Source organism: Micromonospora sp. LOL_025 (assembly GCF_048060285.1).
GTDB lineage: Bacteria > Actinomycetota > Actinomycetes > Mycobacteriales > Micromonosporaceae > Micromonospora.
Genome location: NZ_JBHMIR010000006.1, coordinates 203,340 through 222,464 on the forward strand (window position 1 = coordinate 203,340; position 19,125 = coordinate 222,464).

Below are 19,125 nucleotides of genomic sequence, written 5' to 3' on the forward strand. Positions count from 1 at the left end.
TCTCGACAGCGGCCTGGGTCCGTGCCCCGGCGGCGCGCACGCCCCACCGGCGAGATGCCCCGTGTCGCGTCGGCGAAGATCGTGGTCGCGGGTGGCTTCGGTTCCGGGAAGACCACGTTCGTAGGGGCGATCTCCGAGATCACGCCGCTGCGCACGGAAGCGGTCATGACGGCTGCCAGCGTGGGAGTTGACGACACCGTCGCGGTGCCCGGGAAGACGACGACGACCGTCGCGATGGACTTCGGTCGGATCACCATCGACGACACGCTGATCCTCTACCTGTTCGGCACTCCGGGACAGGACCGGTTCTGGTTCATGTGGGACGAGGTGTGCCGGGGCGCGATCGGCGCGGTCGTCCTGGCCGATACCCGCCGCCTCGATGACTGCTTCGCGGCCATCGACTACTTCGACGCCCAGCAGGTGCCGTTCGTGGTGGCGATCAACGCCTTCCCTGCGGCGCCCCGCTTCGCCGAGGCGGAGCTGCGTCAGGCGCTCCATATGCCCGACACGGTGCCGTTGCTGCACCGCGACGCCCTCGACCGCGCCCAGGTCCGCCAGACGCTCGTCGCGTTGGTCGAGTACGCCATCACCCTGCGGTGTGCCCAAGCCCATCACCATCCCCAACCCAGATGAGGAGCCCCGTGATCCGCCGACGACCCGTCACCCGTCTACTCGCCACCGCTGCCGCCGCGACCATGTTCGCCGCGGCGGCCGGATGCTCCGGCTCCAGCCTCGACGACTCCACCGCCGCGGGCGCGATCCGCATCGGTCTGCTGGTGCCGCAGTCCGGCCCGTACAAGGCCATCGGTGATGACCTGGTCAAGGGCTGGCAGCTCTACCTCGACACCCACGACGGCCAGCTCGGCGGCCACCGGGTGCAGGTCGTCACCGCCGACGAGGCCGAGGGGAAGCAGTCCGCGCTCAACGCCGCCCGCAAGCTGCTGGACAAGGACAAGGTGACGGTCATCGCCGGAACCGGCAGCGCCGACGCCGTGGAATCCATCAAGACCATGGTCACCGAGCGGAAGATTCCGTTCGTGGGCACCGGCGGCCGGCCGTCCACCCTGACCGACGTCTCCTACATCTGGCACACCTCGTGGCTGTCGCGGGAGACCGGGCAGGCCATCGCCGAGCACGTCCGTACCACGGTGGACGGGCCGGTCTACGTCATCGGCCCGGACTACCAGGGCGGCTACGACCAGATCGGCGGCTTCGTCGACACCTTCGTCAAGGCCGGGGGGAAGCTCGCCAACGACGACGGCAAGGCGGCCTGGACACCGTGGCCGGGCACCACGAACTTCCTGCCGTACCTGAACAAGATCGCCTCCAACGGCGCGAAGGCGGTCTACTGCTTCTACGCCGGCACGATGGCCGTCGACTTCGTCAAGCAGTACGAGCAGGCCGGGCTCAAGGGCAGGATCCCCCTCTACGGCGCGGGGTTCCTCACCGAGGGCAGTGTCCTGGCCGCCCAAGGCGCTGCCGCCGACGGGGTGCAGACGGTCCTCAACTACGCCGCGAACCTCGACAACGCCGCCAACCGGGCGTTCGCCCCGGCCTACCAGCAGGCGCATCAGACGGCCCCGAACCTGTACAACGTCACCGGCTACGACGCCGCACTCGTGCTCGACGCCGCGATCGCCGCCGCGGGTGACAAGCCGACCAGCGAGTCGATCAATGCGGCGATCGGGAAGCTCGGCGCGATCGACAGCCCACGTGGGCAGTGGCGCTTCGGCACCAGCCACAGCCCGATTCAGCCCTGGTACCTGCGCAAGGTCCAGAACGACGGCCGGGCCCGGGCCAACGTCGTCGTGCAGAACCTCACCACCCTCGGCAGCTAGAACAGGAGTTCCGCATGACCGACGCACCCGTGGCCGACATCGACACCGTCGACGGCCGGTACACCTTCGACAACACCACCAGCGAGGCTGGGCGCCAGGTACGCCTGCTCGCGGAGATCCTCGACTCGCATTCCACCGACGTGCTCGCCCGTACCGGGGTGGAGTCTGGTTGGCACTGCCTCGACCTGGGCACCGGCGCGGGCAGCATCGCTACCTGGCTGGCCGGACAGGTCAGCCCCGCCGGACGCGTCGTGGCCCTCGACGCCGACCCCCGGCACGTCGCGACTCACGAGCTGATCGACGTGCGCACCGGCGACGTCACCACCATCGACCTGGGCAAGCGGACGTATGACCTCGTGCACGCCCGCCTGCTGCTGATGCACCTTCGTCAGCGGGAACAGGTTCTGCGCCGCGCCGCCGCCGCCCTCAACCCCGGCGGGGTGCTGGTGATCTCCGAGTGGGACTGCACCCACCTCGACGAGATGCTGCTGCGCGGCCCGGCCGACCTCGCCGAGGCGTTCCTGGCGTTCCAGAACGCCCTGGTCGGCCTGGCCGCCGACAACGGCGCGTCGGCCAACTGGGCGCGCCGCGTGCCGGTAGCGATGCGCGACGCCGGGCTCATCGACGTCGAGGCCGAGGTCCACAACCGGCTGTGGGCCGGTGGGGAACCGGGCTGCCTGCTGCACGCCAGCAACAGTCGCCAGCTTCAGACGGCGCTGCTCGCGCGCGGCGTGAGCCCGGCGCAGATGGAGACGCTGCGCGACGGGATGGACGACCCGGACACCCTCTCGTGGTCCTACCCGATGGTCACCACCGTCGGCCGCCGGGCCGAGGACTGACCAGGACCCGCGAGGAGGAAGGGGAGCGTGCCGTGGGACAGGTAGCGACGTTCGCGGTGACCGCGTTGGACGGGGTGGCCTTCGGGCTGCTGCTGTTCGTGGTCGCCGCCGGCCTGGCGCTGGTCTTCGGCGTCATGGACGTGCTCAACATGGCCCACGGCACGCTCTACCTCCTCGGCGCCTATCTCACCTACCTGTTCACCGACGGCAGCCTGCTCGGCCTGCTCACCGCTCTGGCCGTCGGCGTGGCCACCGGTACTCTCGGCGGCGCCGCCCTGGCTGCCGCGCTGCGTCCCCTGGCCGGACGCGGTCACCTCGATCAAGGCCTCGCCACCCTCGGCATCGCGTTCCTGGCCGCGGACGTCTTCACCACCGTGTTCGGTGCGACCCCGCTGCCCGCCGACCCGCCTATGGTCCTGGCGGGCCGCCTCGACATCGCTGGGCACGGCTACCCGACCTACCGGCTGGTGTTCATCGCTGTCGCCGCCGCCGTCGCGGTCGCACTGCACCGGGTCGTGTGGCAGACCACCGCAGGGGTGATGCTGCGTGCCACCGTCTCCGATCCCGCTATGGCCGCCGCCACCGGCATCAACACCGCCCGGGTCCGCATCGCCGCCCTCGCCGTCGGCGCGACGCTCGCCGTCACCGCCGGGGTCCTCGGCGCGCCGCTGCTCGGCCCTGCCCCAGGAGTCGACACCACGGTCCTGGTGCTGTCACTGATCGTCGTCGTACTCGGCGGCGCCGGTTCGATCCCCGCAACCCTCGCCGCAGCCCTGCTGGTCGGGCAGGTCCAGACCCTCGGCGTGCTCGCCGCGCCCTCCCTCGCGCCCTTCGCTCTCTTCGGCGCCCTGTTCGTCATCCTCGTCGTCCGAGGCCAGGCGGGTGCCCCGGCGGCGGTGAGGCCAGCATGAGCACCGCCACCGTAAGCGGGACCGCAGCCGCGCCACCACGCCCGGCGGCATCACCACCGCCCGGCCGTCCGCAGCGGGCGGTCCGGGCAGGCATGGCCGGATGCGTAGCGCTCATCGCGCTGCTGCTGCCCGCCATCACCGACGCCTACACCGTTTCGCTGGCCAGTACCGCGCTGGTCTTCGCGGTGCTGGCCATGAGCACCCAACTACTTGTCGGTGTCGCCGGCCTGCCGTCCTTCGGCCAGGCCGCCTACTTCGGCGTCGGCGCCTACACTGCGGCCCTGCTCGCCCAGGCAGGTGTCACCGCCGGCCCGGTGCAGCTCGCCGCCGCAGCCGCCGTCGGCGCGCTCACTGCCGCCGCGACGGCGCCGCTGGTGCTACGTACCCGCGCCACCGCGTTTCTGATGGCGACCTTCGCGGTGCAGAGCCTCGCCGCGACCATCGCCGCGCAGTGGACGACCGTCACCGGCGGCGACGAAGGGCTGCACACCCCACCGGTCACCGCCTGGCCCGCAACGGCACCATTGATCGGCGTCGGGCACGTCTACTGGTACACCCTGGGCTGCTTCCTCCTGCTGACCGCCGCCGTGGCCGTCCTGATGCGTTCCCGCCTCGCCCTGGTTCTGCGGGGCTGCGCCGACCACGAGCCCCGCATGGCAGCTCTCGGCCACCCGGTCACCCTTGAACTCGTCGCCGGCTACACCGCCGCCGGCACGCTCGCCGCGGCGGGCGGCGCGCTGCTCGTCGCGGTCAACCGGTACGTCTCTCCCGCCGACCTGGGCTTCGAGATCGCGGCGCTCACACTGCTGGCCGCCGCGATCGGCGCAGGCAGCATGACCGGCGCTGTCCTCGGCGCACTCGCCGTCGTCACCACCCGGGACCTCCTCGGCGCCGGCACCGACGGTCACGGGCCCGCGCTACTCGGCGTTCTGTTCCTCACCGTCGCCTACGGCCGGCCACTCGCCCGCCACCTCACCACACGCCTGCGCCGCACACCCGAAGGAAGGCAGCCGTGAACGACTCCGCACCTGCGCTTCTGCACCTCGACGGGGTGGGCCGCCGCTACAGCGGCCTACACGCCCTGCACGACATCTCCATCACCCTGCCCACCGGCACCCGACACGCGGTCATCGGCCCCAACGGAGCCGGCAAGAGCACCCTGCTCGGGATCATCGCCGGCAGCGTGCGCCCCACCAGCGGGCGGATCCTGCTCGACGGGCGCGACGTCACCCGCCTCGGCCCCGCAGCCCGCGCGCGACGCGGCGTCGGCCGCACCTTTCAGCACCCCGCCGTGTTCGGGCGGCTCACCGCCGCCGCGAACGTCGCCCTGGCCATCAGCCGCCGGACCCCGCCCGCAGCCCGATCCGCCAGCACCCGCCGCGGCACGAACACCGACCAGACGCGCGCCGTGCTGCACGAGGCGGGGCTGGACGCCTACACCGACACTCCCGCCGCAGCCCTGCCATACGGGGTGCGGCGACGGCTTGAACTGGCCGTCGCACTCGCGCCCCAACCGCGGCTGCTGCTGCTCGACGAGCCCTCCGCCGGCCTCGACCCCGGCGACGTCGCACAACTCGTCGAGACCATCCGGGCCCTCCCATCGCAGGTCACGGTCCTGCTGATCGATCACCACCTGGACCTCGTGTGGGACGTCGCGGACACCGTCACCGTCCTGCAGCACGGCACCCACGTCGCCACCGGCACCCCCTACGAGATCCGCGCGGACACCGCCGTACGCGCCGTCTACCTGACGACCGCCAACACGCCGGCCACCCCCACCCCCGCACCCGTACCCGCCCCTGTGCTCAACGGTGACCGGCGCCGGCTGCTGAAGGTCCGTAACCTGCGCGCCGGCCATGACGGCGCCACAGCGGTGCACGGCATCGATTTCGACGTCTTCGAGGGGCAGGTCCTGGCGCTGCTCGGCCGCAACGGCGCCGGCAAGACCACCGTGCTCAACGCCCTGGCGGGGCTGCTGCCTCTCACCCCGCCCACCAGCGTCACGCTCGACGGATGCAGGCTCCCCACCGCCGCGCACCGCATCGCCCGCGCCGGCCTGACTCTCGTGCCGCAAGGCCGCCGACTGTTCAGCCTGACTGTTGCCGAACACCTCACCGTCGCGGCTGCCACCGCCATCAGAGACCGCCACGTCGGCCGACAGTGGAGCCGCGACGACGTCCTCGCTCTCCTGCCCGCGCTGGGCACTCGCCTGCGCCACCCCGCCGACCGCCTCTCCGGCGGTGAACAGCAGATGCTCGCTCTCGCCCGCGCGCTGCTGGCCCGTCCCCGGGCGCTACTACTCGACGAACCGTCCGAAGGACTCGCCCCCGCCCTCGTGCAGCAGATCGGCGACGCCATCACCACCATCGCCGCCCACGGCGTCGGAGTCGTGATCGCCGAGCAGAACCTGGCTCTCGCCCTGCCCCTGGCCGACTACGTGATCGTGCTCGAACACGGCCACATCGCCCTCACTGCCACCCCCGCCGATCTCACCGGATCGCTTCACCAGCGCCTCAACGACCTGCTCGGCGTCACCCGGGTCGGAGCCGACGCATGAGCAGCGACCCGACCGGGGACATGCCGAGCCGCTTCGCGCTACTCGCCTACACCGACGACGACAGCCCACCGCAGATCGTGGGCTGGGGCCTGGCCCTGCCCGACGGCTCCGCGTTCGCCGTCAACCCGCACGGCGGCCCGCGAACCCTGGTCACCCTCTGCGGCAACGCCGACGGCGTCGCGCGCCTCCACAACGCCGACGTCGCCTGGATCGACGACGAACCCTCTCCCCCGTCCCCGCCACACAGCCCGCCATGAGTTCCACACCCGGCCGTCAGGCCGACAGCCGCCGTCGGGGGCCCGCGGGTCCCCCGCACGATTCTCTCGACGACGCCCGCGCGGTCCAGGCAGCCCACACCGACGACGACGGCATGTGCCACGGCTGCCACACCGCCTACCTGCAGCTCAAGCCCTTTCCCTGCGAGTACGCCCGCTGGGCCGCCCGTTACCTCGCGTCGGCGCCGAGGCAGGGAGACCCAGGCCTGTGACCGCCACGCCAACTGACCGCCCCCCGTAGCCCGGCGGTGACCGTGCGCACACCGACAGGCCCGCCACGGCAGCTACCCGCGGAATATCGAAAGGACCGAGATGACGACCACCCACGGCAGCCGACTGCACCCGGCCCGGCTGCGCGAACTGCTCGACCCGACGATCCGCAAGGCACTGGACCGGCTCCACGTCCGGTCGGGGCAGCGTGTCCTGGAGATCGGGGCCGGCACCGGCGAGATCACCGCCCGCCTCGCCCGCGACGTCGGCCTACTCGGTACGGTCGCCGCGGTCGACAAGGACATCAGCTATCTCGATCCAACTTCCGTCATCGACGTATACCACCGGGACCTCGACGTAGACGCTCTTCCCGGCGAGCCCGACAGTTTCGACTTCGTCGTCGCCCGCTGGCTGCACGGCCCGTTGCGCTACCCGACCAAGGTGTTGGAGCAGCTGATCAACCGGCTGCGTCCCGGTGGCTGGCTCATCCTCGCCGATGTCACCAGCGCTACGCCACGCATCTTCAGGGCCACCGCGGACGACACCCGGCTGATCCACACTGTCACGCGTGGGCTTTACCACGCCATCGCCGGAGCCGACGGCGGCGCCACGTGGACGGCCGGCATCGACAATCGGCTCCTCGGTGCCGGCATGGTCCAGGTCTGCACCCACACCTGCACCGAAACCTGGACCGGTGGTGGCCCCGGTTGTGAGCTCCTCGCGACCGTGGTCGAGGGTCTTCGTCCTTTCCTGATCTCACCTGATGTCACCGACGCCGACCTCGACCACTTCGTGGACCTCATGGCCGACCCCGCCGTGGTCTTGGGCTCCTACCAGTGCAGGGCGGTCCACGCCCGCAAGGCGGGCTGACCGATCACCACGGCTCCTCCCGGTGTCGACGTACGCCCTGAAGCGCGGGGCCCGGTACAGATGATCTTGCAGACACCGAACCCCATCGTGTGTGGATGGCCGGGCGGTCTCCTGATCGCGCGTCCCTTCGGGGCTGCGATCCGACGGCCGCCACCGGTTCCGACCGGTACCCCTCACGCGGTTCTCGGGCGGCGCCGGTCGATCGTCCTGGCCACCGCTTCGGCGGCGCTGCGGTGCAGGTCCTTGGTGACACTCTGGTAGGTGTCCCGGGTGAGGGTCGTGGTGGAATGGCCGAGTTGTTCGGCGAGGACCTTGATGTCGACACCGGCATCGAGGGCCACGGTGGCGGCGCCATGGCGGAGGTCGTGCAGCCGGATCGGAGGCAGCCCGGCTTTTCGGACGAGCCTGCGGAAGCGTTGGGTGACGGCGTTGGGGTGCCAGGGCTGTCCGTCGGGCCGGACGAAGAACAGGCCGGTGTCGGGCCAGCTGCTGCCGGCGGCAAGCTGCCAGGCGGCGCGGCGGGCCTTGTAGGCGGTGAGGACCTTGACGGTCTCGGCGTCGAGCATCAGGTCGCGGGTGCCGGCCCTGCTCTTGGGGGGCTTCTGCACCGCGGTGTAGCCGTGGGTGGCGATCTGGTTGTTGATCGTCGTCTCGCTGCGGTGCAGGCGAACCTCGCTGTCGAGTAGCCCGCACGCCTCACCCCGGCGGGGCCCGCGGTAGGCCATGTAGTGCCACATCGGGTACAGGTCGAGGGCGTGAGCGGCTGCGTAGTCGAGGAACCGCACGATCTGCGTGTCTGTCCACACCATCACGGGGCCGGGCACCTCCCCGGTGGCCTTCCACCTCTGCACCCGTTCGTCCTCCCACACGATGGGCAGCGGCCGGTTGGCGGGAGTCTTGACCAGCGCCGCGGGGTTGGAGCCGACGATGAGTTCGTCGGCGAGGGCGTCGTTGATCGCCTTGCGGAGGCAGGCGCGGATGCGTTGACGCGTCGAGGGCCCGGTCGGGCGGACACCGGTAACCGTGACGCGGACGACGGGATCGGTGCTGGCCTTCGCGGCCCGGATCTCCTCGTTGCGGTTCTCGATGGCGGTGAACATGGCACGGACGTGGCCGGTGCGCAGCTTGTCCAGGGGGATCTGGCCGAGATGCGGGACGAGGTGTACCCGCACGATCGACTCGTAGCCACGGATGGTGTTGGCGTCGATGGTGAGCTCGCTGACCCATTGGATGAGGTACTCGGCCACAGTCGGCATCTGTCCGAGCGGGCCGTCGCCGCGCAGCCGCTGACGTACGCCGTCGATGTCGGGGAGGACGCCGCCGGCACGGACCGTGGCTTGGAGCAGGTCGGCGATCTCGGTACGGCGGCGGCGGTCGTGTCCGGCCAGCGCGAGAAGCGCGCGGGCGTGGTCGAGTTCGGCGGCGGCATCGCGTCGGCTGTCCAGCCCGGCGCGGCGCAGTTGCCGGCGGCGACCGTCGCCGGTGGCGGGGAGTTCGAGTTGGTAGGCCCAGTGGCCGTGCTCGGAACTCCAGGCGCGGTTCGGTCGGCGCAGCTTCGGGCAGGCGTTGCCGAAGGGCTTGCCGGTGTCGGGCTGGCGGCATCCGCAGCGTTTGAAGATGCTTCCGTCTGGCATGGCAGGTGGTGCTCCCGTTCGTGAAGGGGCCGGGCATCGGTTTCGTCGATCGACATCCACGCGTGACGGGCGGGCAGAATCAAGTCGTGACGCCCGGCCCGGCCGGCTGGCTCGCGCCTGGTCGGGAAGGTGGGTCGTGGGCGGGCTCAGCGCGGTTCCCGGCCGGTGGCGTCCGTACCGCGGGTTACGTGCCCGCCGGTGTCATGCCCCGTAGCCTCGTCGGCCCCGTCGACCAACGGCGCTGGTGGCCCAAGGTGCAGAGCCCGAAGGATCGGGGCGGTTGGTACGCGATAGTGGGCACCGGCGCGGAACAGTGGCGTCGGGAAGGCGCCGCGTGCTGCGAGCTTGTAGGCCGCCGAGCGGGATATGCCGAGAATGGCCGCGGCGGTCGCGAGGTCCGTGGTCGTGCCCAGCGCCATGATGCGTTCCACGGTCCAGGTCATGGGCGTGCTGCCGGCCGCTGAGGTCGACGTGGGTTTGCGGGTTCGTCGTGAAGGCACAGGAGTCGCTCCTTACGGGGGCCGTCGTCGCGCAGCGCGACGACGGCGAGGAATCAGCTGCGTTCACTGCTGATGCGAATAGAAGAGGCCGCCTGCCCTGGGCGACCAGCAGCGGGAGCGTGGCACTCTGCACACTGGCGCCCAGGGACAGGTCGCGGTGAGTCGTGCGGTCAGGCCACCGTTCCGGCTTCCGTCGCCGGACTCTTGATGAACACGAGGACGTCCTCGTGCGCGATCAGGTGCATGGGGGTGCCGGCCGCCCGCGCCTTGCGTACGGCCTGTAGTTGGAAGAACGACGGTCGGGCCACGAGCCCGCCGTCGCGGACGGCGGCGAGTAGCGCCACGCACCGGTCGACGGGAGTGAGGCCAGCCCGTGTGCCAGCGCCGATGACGGCTGACGGAAGATCCACCAGTTCGCCGTGCTTGCGCCACGGTCGGGCGGTCACGACGACGACTCCGCCGGGCTTGAGCAGGGTGTGGCAGCCAGCGAGGATCTGGGCGAATCCGTCGGCGAGCCCGGTGAGGTCGCGGTAGGCGAGGTTCCCCCGATCCGTACCGTCGTTGTAGGTGTTGTCGAACTTCGCCACGCCGTCGGCGCCGGGCCGGACCAGGCCGTGCACGGTCGGCCCGTACGGCGGCGAGGTCACCACGAGAGCTACCTGGCCGGTCAGGGCCGCCGGCACCAGCGACAGGATGCTGGTGGAGTCGCCACGGATGACACCGGCGCGGCCGGTGGCGCCATGGGTGTGGGCGTGCTTGATGTTGGCGTCGGCGACGTCGGACCAGCGGGACTCGTACTCGACCCCGATCGCGTCGCGGCCGGCGTGGATCGCCTCGACCAGGGTCGTGCCGATCCCGCACATCGGGTCGAGCACCAGGTCCCCGGGCGCGGTGTAGGCGGCCACGGCGTGCGCGGCGATCGCCGGAAGCATCCGTGCCGGGTGTTGCACCGACTCGCGGACGTACCGGCCGCGGCGCTGGACGGGCCCGGTGGCCTGCGCGGTGGCCCAGACCGACAGCCGCTCCGCCGCAGCGGGGTGCCGTTCTCCGCCGGTACTGTCCGCGGCACCGCTGGCGGTGGCCCGCCCCTCGGGCCGGGCCGCTACGGGGTCTCTGCGTTGCTCACCCACGGCGACCACCGCCGTCACGCCCACCCCGCCGGTGCGAGGGCTGGCGCTGGCCCTGAACCTGGCTGAACACCATCAGGTCCGCGTGGGCTCGCAGGTGCGCCACCTGCCACCGCTGGCTGGCGGTGCTGGCTAGGGTGAGCAGTTCCTCGTCGGTGACGTGGTAGACGAACGCGTCCCCGTCGGTCTCGGCGGTGACCGCCACGAGGTGCTGCAGGTAGCCCAGTCCGACGCTGGCGGCGGCCCGGACCACACCGGAGTAGTCCTCCGGGGTGGCGGTGATGCCGGCCGGGACGGTGCCGACGAGGATCAGGCAGCCGCCCGGTTGCAGCAGCGCGGCGCAGGCCGTCAGCAGCCGCGAAAGCCGGGCCTGGTGTGCGGCAGCGTTGGCGTCGAGCGGCCAGCAGGTGACCACGAGACTCGTTGCTGCCTGCAGGGAGCCGCCAGACGGCAGGTCGGCCACCGGTTCGGCCGGCGGGTGCAGATCGGGGTCAGTCAGGTCGTCACCGAACCAGGCGCCCATCTCCGGCAGGTCGTCCTCCTCGTCCAGGTCCGCCTCTGTGGTGGTACCAGCGGCCGGCGGGATCGGGGTAGCCGGGCCGATGATCAGGCTGGACGCCCCGGTGAACCAGGCCGGATGGTGACGACGTTCCCCCGCCGCGCAGGACCGGGTGAGAGCGTGGTCGGTGGTGATATCGACGACCGCCTCACCGGTGCGGCTGTAGGCGCTGATGAGCCGGGCGGCCAGCCGGGCTCCGATGCTGTGGCCGGCGTCCTCCGGGGTACGGGCGGTGCGCCAGACGGTGAGTGGTACCGGCGGGTCACCGGCGACCAGGTCAGTCGGTGTCGGGTCGACCTCGGCGTACGGGCCGGTGTCGACGGTGGGGCCGAGATGGGGTTCGTGGTGCTGCGGCGTGTGCTCGCTCATGTGGTGTCGGCTCCGCGCCGCGCCGTGATGCGCTGACACCCTCAAACCGGTGTTTGTGAGCGGTGGCGAACACCTGCCGCTCTTACAGCGATCTCTCACATTTCTGGCAGCGGACGCCCTGCCCACTCGTCCCGCCCTGCCGCCGGGACTGCTTTCCGGGCGCTCGCTCCGCCGTGCCCGGGGGTCGCCGCCGCGAGGTTCGCCAGGACCAACATCGCCGCGTGCTGTCAGATCCCAGGGCCGTGACAACGCACCCCATGTCATCGATCCATGTCGATGACACGGAGGTGACCGGTCCTGTCAGGCTGCTGCCGGAGTCCGGACGTCAGCGGCGTCACCGAGCCGCGCGCCGCAGCATTGCCACCCGGACGGCGGTCTCGTCAGACCGTCCCAGCCCGCCGGATGGGCACTGTCAGCCGGCCGCCGGCCCTCAATGACAGCGTGAGATGACGACGCCCTCGACGTCGGCGTCCCGCCGACCACGGTCGGGTACCGGTATGCCGTCGGCGTTGTCAGGTGCTGTCAGACCGGCGGAGGGGCGTTGTCACTCCGCGGTCCTCTCTTCATCGCCTCGTCGCCGCCGGCACCGTGTCCGCTGCCACGTGTCCGTGTCAAAGCGCAGGTCGACGCCATTTCGACGTGGCCATGGCGCTCGGCGGCGCCCGGTGGCCAGCGGCCGGCGAGCCGGGACGGACGGCGCTGTCGAACCGCCGCACGTGCCCGCCGGCCTGCGCTGTCAGAGGCCCGTGAGAGCGGGGTGTCGCAATTGCGGTCAGGCCCGCCGGCCACAGACGCCGGCCGCGAGATCCCGGACGAGGAGTTCATGACATGACCGCATCCGGCAAGGACTGGCCCGACTCACCCCTGGACGCCGTGGACACCGCATTCGCCCAACTGACCTGTGACCCTGCCCCGTTGTCACTGGATCTCGACACGCTGGCCGACCAACTCGATGACACCGCCGGCCTTCCCGGCGGTGTCATCGCCCTGCCGGCGTTGCGGCAGTGGCTGCTGGAACACCCGGACGCCTACACGGCTCGCGACGTGGTGTGGCGGGAACTGATCCGCCGCGCCCGCGTCGAAGGGCCCGCCTGGGTCATCGCTGCCGTCGCCCTCGCGATGCCCGCGCTGCGCCGCTACGCCGGACGGCTGCGCACCGGCTGGGCCGGCGACGCCCACGACCTGGACGCCGAGATCCTTACCGGCTTCCTGTCCGCCCTGCGTGACCGGGTCGACCTGGCGAAGCCAGCACCGTACGCGGCGTTGTGCATGGCGGCGTGGCGGGCCGGGCACGAATTGCGTCAGCGTGACGGCGCCGAGGCGACGCCGGTGGACAACCTCGAACACGTCACCGGCCCCCGCACGCCGAAGCGGCCCTACGGGCATCCAGACCTGCTGGTGCGACGCGCGGTCGAGCTGGGCATCGTCGACGGATGTGACGAGCAGCCCTACATCGACCTGCGGCTGGGCCGCCGGGCCATCGAACCCATCGCCGCCCATGTCGGCTTGGAGGTCGACACCCTGCGCCGTCGCGTCGAGCGCATCGACAACCGCATCGCCGAGGCGCTTGCCGCCGGAGTTCTCACCGAGGTGACCTCGCCCCGGGTACGGGAAGACCTCGCCGCAGCCGCCGAGCGACGCCAGCGCATCCGGGCCGCCCGTGGTGGCGGCGCACGAACGGCTGCCGCGCAGGCGAGGCTGGCGGCAGCCTAATCGCTGACCGATCCCGACGCGGGTCCGACCATCTGGTCGGACCCGCTGTCGGCGTACGGCTTCGAGTGCAGAGCCGGGTACGCCACCGAGCACACGGCAGCTATCGACATCTGCGAGCGCGGCTGCGGCTCGCGGCCGAGCTTGCTCTGCAACGATCAACTACAGCCAGTCATTCTGGTCGCCTGGCGGCGTCCGGATCTGGCTCCCCTCTGTGTCAAGAGGTCGCGGCGAGGGTTGTTCTAGGCTGGGGTGTGGCGGGTCCGGGAAGTGACTTCTCTGAAGAGCCGGCATGGGGATGTGAGCTGGTCACGCTGGAGTCAGTAGTCGTCTCCCGTTGTCCTCCCGGGCCCGTCGCCGTGGCCATCGTGGCGTCGTCGGTCATCTGTCGGTAGACGATGTCGGACAGGCGTCGTTTCAGCGCGCGCATCGCTTCCATCGATGTCTTGCCGGCGGCTTTCTTCCGGTCGAAGTAGGTGCGGCCTTCGGTGGGGTTGCGTAGCTGGACGGTGGCCATGATGTGCAGCACCCGGTTGATCTGCCGGTTTCCGGCTCGGGAGAGCCGGTGTCGTACCTGCTCGCCGGAGGACGCGTCGATGGGGGCGGTGCCGTTCCAGGAGGCAAAGTGGGCCCGGTTCGGGAACCGGGTGATGTCGCTGACCTCGACCAGCAGCCGGGCGGCGCCGGAGGGTCCGATGCCGTGCAGGTCCATCAGCGTGGTTCCGGTGGAAGCCACGAGCTCTTTCAGTTCCTTGTCGGCTTCCTTGGACCGTCGGTATACGCGTTCGAGGTCACCGATCAGTTCCGCGGCAACCCGGCGCCGGGTCTTGCCGACCGTGTCACGGGGCCGGACCGTGGCCAGTAGTGCCTTGGCCTGGGCGGCGGACAGACTCTTCTTCGCGCCACCCGGGATGAGTTCGAGGAGTAGTTGGTGCAGCTGGGACACCATCCGGGTGTGGTCCTCGCCGAGGGAGCGGCGCCGGTCGACCAGGATCCGCAGCAAGGCGAGCTGCTCATCGTTGACCACTGGCCGCAGCCCGGCCATGCGGGTGCCGACCAGCGCGATGGAGTGGGCGTCGGTGGCGTCGGTCTTGCGGCCCTGGCCGGTGGCGAACACCCGTGCCCTGGCGGACAGCTTCGGCGGGACGTCGACGACCTGCTCGCCGTCGGCGAGTAGCCGGTTGGCGATGTGCCGGCCGATGCCCTGGCAGCCCTCGATCGCCCAGACCCGGCGCGGCCATTGGCCGGCGTACTTCCTCATCGCCGTGTAGCCGTCGCGGTCGGTGTCGAACCGGCCGCCGCCGATCACGGTCTCGTCGCCGGCCATGATCTCGATCGTGGCGGAGCGTTTGTGCGGGTCCATCCCGATGACCACACGGTCTGCTGTGACAGTCAACGCGTCCTCCGTCGCTCGATTCACCTGGGTTGTCGAGCCGGGAGGGCAACGCTACTTCGAGCTGAACAAACCCCTCTTGAGCCTCTCCCTGCCCTGGGGCGACGCCCGGGCCGCGCAGGCCAAATGAGAGCCACACGACCAGCGTGGGCAGCCGAAATGAGAGCGACAGCCCGGGCGCCTCGACCGAAGCCTGGCCGGGCCACGGTCGCAGGTCAATGAAACAAGTAGCCGAGATCAGTGCGTCAAAACAGCCCTGCGGAACTTCTCGGCGAAGTCGCGATACCCATTCGAGTAGGCGTCCTGCTCGCCTGCCGTGCGTTCGAGTTCCTGTCGGATCAGCCGGTCCGCAAGCTCGTAGTTGCCGTTGACTGCGGTTACGGCCGGCAACATGACGAAGCGGACGTTGTCAAGGAGGAGATCAGAGCTGGCGATCTCACGGGAGAACGTGTTCCAGTCCGACCAGTGGTCGATGAAGGGCTGGCCGTAGGTGGCGACTGCATCAGCAAGGTCCTCCGCTACCGCCGCCAGATCGCCAGTCGCGGAGAAGTCCCACTGGACGAAGGTGTTCTGCGGCATCAGGTAGCCCAGGGGCCTGCTGACCGACGCTACGGGTGCCGGCCAACCGGCAGTGGGAACCAGGATGGCTTCTAGGGAGTCGTGCCTGACGCCGACTACGGGGTTGATATGCAGGACCTGAGGTAGCGACCACGTGGCGAGATTGAGTCCCAGCCATCCCGACGCTGCTCTGGAACCACTCGTCTGAAGCAGAAGACCTCTGCGCTTGGCGGCGAATCCGTAGCGGTGAAGCGCCGCAGCGCATGCGTCCTGACTCGCCCTTGCCAAGCTGGTCAACGTCCTCGTCCCAGTCTCTCGCCTTCGTCTGGGCCGCCGCGATTTGAGATGACGACACCCGGCCGACGCCGAGCGCCAGCATAGGAGACGAGAGACGCGCTTGATCTACCGCAGGTCGCGCGCCACCCGACGACGGTGTACGGAGACAATCGCCGCACACCGGCTCGTCAGGCCTTGAGCCCGTAGCTTGCAATGAACTCAAGGAAGTCCTGGGCGACGAGCTCGTCATCGCCGGCGTCGTGAAAGCGGAACCAGACCTGCTCGTGGCAGTGGCCGTCGCTTACCGGGAAGCCCCAGTGGTCGCCGGTGCCGACCGGGGCGACCGCGACGAAGCTGCGGTCGGGAAACTCCCGGTCGTTGAGGGTATGGAGGTCGTCCCACGACGAGGGCACCGGCACAATCGGGAATAACTCGACGAAGCCGAACGCGCCCCCGCCGTAGCGCATCATGAACGCCTTGTACTTGTCCGGCAGAGCTACCGCCATCTCCCGCTCGACGCTCATAATTTCCTCCGGGGTGGCGGTATGGCCTTCGATAAGTGCCCACCCATACTCGGCTTGTTCCGCAGCCGACTTTCGACGAAGTGGTTCCGCCAGCGCCTCGAACTCCGCAAGCTCCATGCGCGGATACTACGCATCGGCCTTACGAACCGCCGGCTCACTCAACTGCCGCGGACCAGGCGCGACGGCCGCAGGGTCGTTACCCTGCGTGACCTTTGGTTGGCTGCGGCCCGTGCGGCTGAGGTCGATGAGAGGGCGCCGGACAAGCGAAGCTGGTGACTTCAAAGTGAAGCAGGATAACGCGCAAGAAGATCAGGTTCAGTGAGCGGCCGACTCGCAGTCGTCTCAGTCAAACTGATCCGCCGCAGGTCAACGCGCTTCATACGGATCAACTTCGTTTGAGCTCGGACACCCGGAGGTCAAGACGGTCAACGACGGTAGGCAGCGCGGCCTGGTCGAAACCCTCCGGTGTCGTGCGGAACCAGTAGGGCTGCAGCATTTGCTTGCCGCCACCGGGGGCGATTGTTCCGTCCGGGTTCCGGGCGGGAGCATCGAGGCGATCGACGAGCCCGTACGCGGTCAACTGCCGGTGGGTGGCGTATATGTCGCGGTGAATCCCGTACCAGGTCTCGCGTTGGGGATTGTTGGCGTAGACGCCTGCCTGACCGGCTACGGGATAGCGGGCTTCGAGGTCGCGCAGCATGAGGTATGTGGTGATCTCTGCGGCGGACAGCACGTGCACCCATCCGTTGAGAAAGAACGACGCCGGCAACGAGATCACCGCGCTGCGCCCTCCGGCCGGTCCCGGCGGCCGAATCCATGCCGGGTCGACCATGCCGGCGTCGCCGGGCAGCGGGACGGTATAGGCGGACTCCCGGCCCTGAATGCGTACGCCGTTCTCCAGGCGGAGGCGGAAGTAGTCGTATCTACCCCGGAACCCTGCGCGACCCCGCAAGCCCATCAGGTTCTGCTGCTCCAGCAGAGCGAGGGCGCGCACGAGTTGTCGCCGCATCCCGGCCGAGCGGGGCGTTGTGCTGGTGACCGCGGGCAGCAGATCGACCCAGGCGGCCTGCAGCTTGCTCCCGTCCAGCAGCGGCCGCGTGTTGTCGACCGCGAAGCCGGCGCGGTGCTGCGCCTGCGCCTCGAAGAGCGCGATCAGATACAGATGCAGCGCCCACCCTTTCATTGGGGCAAGCGCCGCAGCAGGCGACGCCACCACCGGGGAACTCGGCCCGGGAGTCCTGGCCACGATGAAGGTCCGGCGAACCAGATAGAGCGCCGGGTTCTGCCCGCCGCCCTCATGAATACGCCGCAGTTCGCGTCGTGCCATCACATACGCCTGCTCGTGCGCGCGCAGGGAGGCGACTCGGGCGCGGTGGCGCTGAGCATCGCGAGCGTTCACGCCGCGAAGAATATGTGACCGATCAGCCGTACCAAGAAGTTCCTTCGCCGAGAGCCACAGAGAAGAAGAAACCGATCCAGGCCCTCACCTGCAGATATCGAGGTTAGTCTGTGCGGCTGATCGGTCAGAGGGCGGTTTTTCCTGCCCTGATTCAGGTGCGACTGTTTCCCCACGGCCCGCACTGATCAGGCCCGGCAGAACGCCGGCCGGGCGGGCTCGACGGAGGGAGACTGAGTGAACACTGGCGTTCTGGTGGGGCTGTGCGTAGCGGTCGCGATGTTGTTCTCGGCAGCTGTCGGCGCGACCGCAGGATGGCTGTCCTGGCTCGATGACCATCGCGTGCCGCGGGCACTGCTGATCGGCGGTTCAGCATCCGGCGGGGCGCTCGCGCTCGCGGTCGCGATCGCAGCCCTGCTGGTGTGAGACAGAACCGGCGACCGACTCGCCGCGGCGGCGCGCAGGCGGCACCCTCAACAACATCGGCCTCGTGTACAACAAGCTCGGGATCGGCAGCAGGCCCTGCCCCTGCGGCGGGAGGTCGGCGACCGGGCCGGCGAAGCGGTCCCCCGCTTCAACATCGCGATGATTCACCGGGGCAGGGCGACCTCGACCAGGAGACCAGTGAACTCGAAGTCGTCGTCGAACTCAACCGCCAAGTCCAGCACCCCGACCTCGCCTCCGACATCGCCGCACTCGAACAAGTACGCAGCGAGATACAGCCCGGAAAACGACCTGAGAAACGGGCACGAATACCTAAACACCATCGGGGTGCATCGACGACCTCGGGCAACAGCAACACAGGTTCGGTCACCTCTGGCTCGTCCACCGGCTGGGTTGGCATCGACCAGCGACATCCGCTCATGCCGCGATTCGGGCGACGCTCACGTCCACCGGTTACTCATCGTGAGCAACGGACGTGCGTCGCCGGGGCGACCGGCGCCGCAGGGTCCCCCAGCGCCACTCCCCCGTGCCTCTGCATAATTGGCGCACCTGGAACCCGTACGCCGACACCCGCGATTGCGTGTGACGGAGCCGCCGACTCCACCGCTGTGGCCGGCTGCCCGACGGTGCGGAAACCTCCCCGGATCCTGTCAGGCGTCGGATCCCGCCCTGCCCTGACGACGGCCGTCCATGGGGCGACGTCCGTCTGCTGTGAGACTCTCGCGCCGTTCCCACAGCGGATCCCCTCCCAGCAGGGCTGTCAGGCCTCCGCGAGATCGTGTCGGACCGCTGTCGGACCGGCAGATGTTCGCCACAGCTCACAACGGCCGTTTTGAGGGTGTGGGACTCCTCCGGCGCCACCGGTGCCATGGAGGGCTGGTCCCGCCGCCGTCGGGCCGGGACACCTGTCCGACACGGGATCGGGCCCCTCGGGTGCCGCGCCACGTTGATGCGCTGACACCTCATCGATCACCGCCAACCCGAATGGGAGGACGAGCTCCTCCCGAGGTTCGCCGCGGTCCCCGTCCGACACGTGACTCCCAGCCCGGCGGCGACTTCATGACCCGCTTCGAGTATCGCCCCGGCTACTGCCGGGGCGGGAGGTGCAGCCACCGATGTTCCCCACGATGGGGGC

The 19,125-nt window shown here is 70.0% G+C and carries 18 protein-coding genes; 10 read left to right on the forward strand and 8 right to left on the reverse strand.

Annotated features, from left to right (window positions below; translation table 11 throughout):
- The first annotated feature begins 54 nt into the window (after nt 1–54).
- The 8 genes from ACFHW0_RS11170 (at nt 55) to ACFHW0_RS11205 (ending at nt 7,500) form a co-directional block, all read left to right on the forward strand.
- A complete protein-coding gene (locus ACFHW0_RS11170; protein WP_416607194.1) occupies nt 55–633 on the forward strand; it encodes a GTP-binding protein in 579 nt (192 codons plus the stop codon).
- On the forward strand, nt 630–1,838 hold the full coding sequence (locus ACFHW0_RS11175; protein WP_416607195.1) for an ABC transporter substrate-binding protein: 1,209 nt from the start codon (nt 630–632) through the stop codon (nt 1,836–1,838). The genes ACFHW0_RS11170 and ACFHW0_RS11175 overlap by 4 nt, the downstream gene beginning before the upstream one ends.
- A gap of 14 nt (nt 1,839–1,852) precedes the next feature.
- Complete coding sequence (locus tag ACFHW0_RS11180; RefSeq protein WP_416607196.1) at nt 1,853–2,677, forward strand: class I SAM-dependent methyltransferase; 825 nt, start codon at nt 1,853–1,855, stop codon at nt 2,675–2,677.
- Nucleotides 2,678–2,709: 32 nt separating this feature from the next.
- On the forward strand, nt 2,710–3,588 hold the full coding sequence (locus tag ACFHW0_RS11185) for a branched-chain amino acid ABC transporter permease (RefSeq protein ID WP_416607197.1): 879 nt from the start codon (nt 2,710–2,712) through the stop codon (nt 3,586–3,588).
- A gap of 92 nt (nt 3,589–3,680) precedes the next feature.
- The gene (locus tag ACFHW0_RS11190) at nt 3,681–4,604 is read left to right on the forward strand and encodes a branched-chain amino acid ABC transporter permease (protein ID WP_416607198.1); all 924 of its coding nucleotides are present in this window, start codon (nt 3,681–3,683) and stop codon (nt 4,602–4,604) included.
- Nucleotides 4,601–6,145 carry an ATP-binding cassette domain-containing protein gene (locus tag ACFHW0_RS11195; RefSeq protein ID WP_416607199.1) on the forward strand — a complete coding sequence of 515 codons (1,545 nt, stop codon included), beginning with the start codon at nt 4,601–4,603 and terminating at the stop codon, nt 6,143–6,145. The genes ACFHW0_RS11190 and ACFHW0_RS11195 overlap by 4 nt, the downstream gene beginning before the upstream one ends.
- Complete coding sequence (locus tag ACFHW0_RS11200; protein WP_416607200.1) at nt 6,142–6,402, forward strand: hypothetical protein; 261 nt, start codon at nt 6,142–6,144, stop codon at nt 6,400–6,402. The genes ACFHW0_RS11195 and ACFHW0_RS11200 overlap by 4 nt, the downstream gene beginning before the upstream one ends.
- Before the next feature lie 330 nt (nt 6,403–6,732).
- A complete protein-coding gene (locus tag ACFHW0_RS11205; RefSeq protein WP_416607201.1) occupies nt 6,733–7,500 on the forward strand; it encodes a class I SAM-dependent methyltransferase in 768 nt (255 codons plus the stop codon).
- Nucleotides 7,501–7,673: 173 nt separating this feature from the next.
- Here ACFHW0_RS11205 and ACFHW0_RS11210 read toward each other — a convergent pair whose 3' ends face one another.
- From ACFHW0_RS11210 to ACFHW0_RS11225, 4 genes are all read right to left on the reverse strand, one after another.
- The gene (locus tag ACFHW0_RS11210; protein ID WP_416607202.1) at nt 7,674–9,134 is read right to left on the reverse strand and encodes a tyrosine-type recombinase/integrase; all 1,461 of its coding nucleotides are present in this window, start codon (nt 9,132–9,134) and stop codon (nt 7,674–7,676) included.
- Nucleotides 9,135–9,280: 146 nt separating this feature from the next.
- Entirely contained in the window at nt 9,281–9,577 is a 297-nt protein-coding gene (locus ACFHW0_RS11215; RefSeq protein ID WP_416607203.1) for a DNA-binding protein, read from the reverse strand.
- A 227-nt stretch (nt 9,578–9,804) separates the two neighbouring features.
- On the reverse strand, nt 9,805–10,764 hold the full coding sequence (locus ACFHW0_RS11220; RefSeq protein ID WP_416607204.1) for a TRM11 family SAM-dependent methyltransferase: 960 nt from the start codon (nt 10,762–10,764) through the stop codon (nt 9,805–9,807).
- Complete coding sequence (locus ACFHW0_RS11225) at nt 10,757–11,689, reverse strand: hypothetical protein (protein WP_416607205.1); 933 nt, start codon at nt 11,687–11,689, stop codon at nt 10,757–10,759. Before ACFHW0_RS11225 ends, ACFHW0_RS11220 begins: the two co-directional genes overlap by 8 nt.
- Nucleotides 11,690–12,517: 828 nt before the next feature.
- On the opposite strand from ACFHW0_RS11225, the gene ACFHW0_RS11230 reads away from it, so the two are divergent.
- Nucleotides 12,518–13,402 (forward strand): hypothetical protein, encoded by an 885-nt coding sequence (locus ACFHW0_RS11230; protein WP_416607206.1) that lies wholly within the window; start codon nt 12,518–12,520, stop codon nt 13,400–13,402.
- Between the two features lie 214 nt (nt 13,403–13,616).
- Here ACFHW0_RS11230 and ACFHW0_RS11235 read toward each other — a convergent pair whose 3' ends face one another.
- From ACFHW0_RS11235 to ACFHW0_RS11250, 4 genes are all read right to left on the reverse strand, one after another.
- A complete protein-coding gene (locus ACFHW0_RS11235; protein WP_416607185.1) occupies nt 13,617–14,795 on the reverse strand; it encodes an IS110 family transposase in 1,179 nt (392 codons plus the stop codon).
- 234 nt (nt 14,796–15,029) lie between these two features.
- A complete protein-coding gene (locus ACFHW0_RS11240; protein ID WP_416607207.1) occupies nt 15,030–15,371 on the reverse strand; it encodes a hypothetical protein in 342 nt (113 codons plus the stop codon).
- 443 nt (nt 15,372–15,814) lie between these two features.
- Nucleotides 15,815–16,267 carry an SMI1/KNR4 family protein gene (locus tag ACFHW0_RS11245; RefSeq protein ID WP_416607208.1) on the reverse strand — a complete coding sequence of 151 codons (453 nt, stop codon included), beginning with the start codon at nt 16,265–16,267 and terminating at the stop codon, nt 15,815–15,817.
- Nucleotides 16,268–16,535: 268 nt separating this feature from the next.
- Nucleotides 16,536–17,549: a hypothetical protein gene (locus ACFHW0_RS11250; protein ID WP_416607209.1), complete on the reverse strand. Its 1,014-nt coding sequence runs from the start codon at nt 17,547–17,549 to the stop codon at nt 16,536–16,538.
- A gap of 234 nt (nt 17,550–17,783) precedes the next feature.
- On the opposite strand from ACFHW0_RS11250, the gene ACFHW0_RS11255 reads away from it, so the two are divergent.
- Nucleotides 17,784–17,972, forward strand: a complete 189-nt coding sequence (locus tag ACFHW0_RS11255) for a hypothetical protein (RefSeq protein WP_416607210.1) — start codon at nt 17,784–17,786, stop codon at nt 17,970–17,972.
- The last annotated feature ends 1,153 nt before the right edge of the window (nt 17,973–19,125 follow it).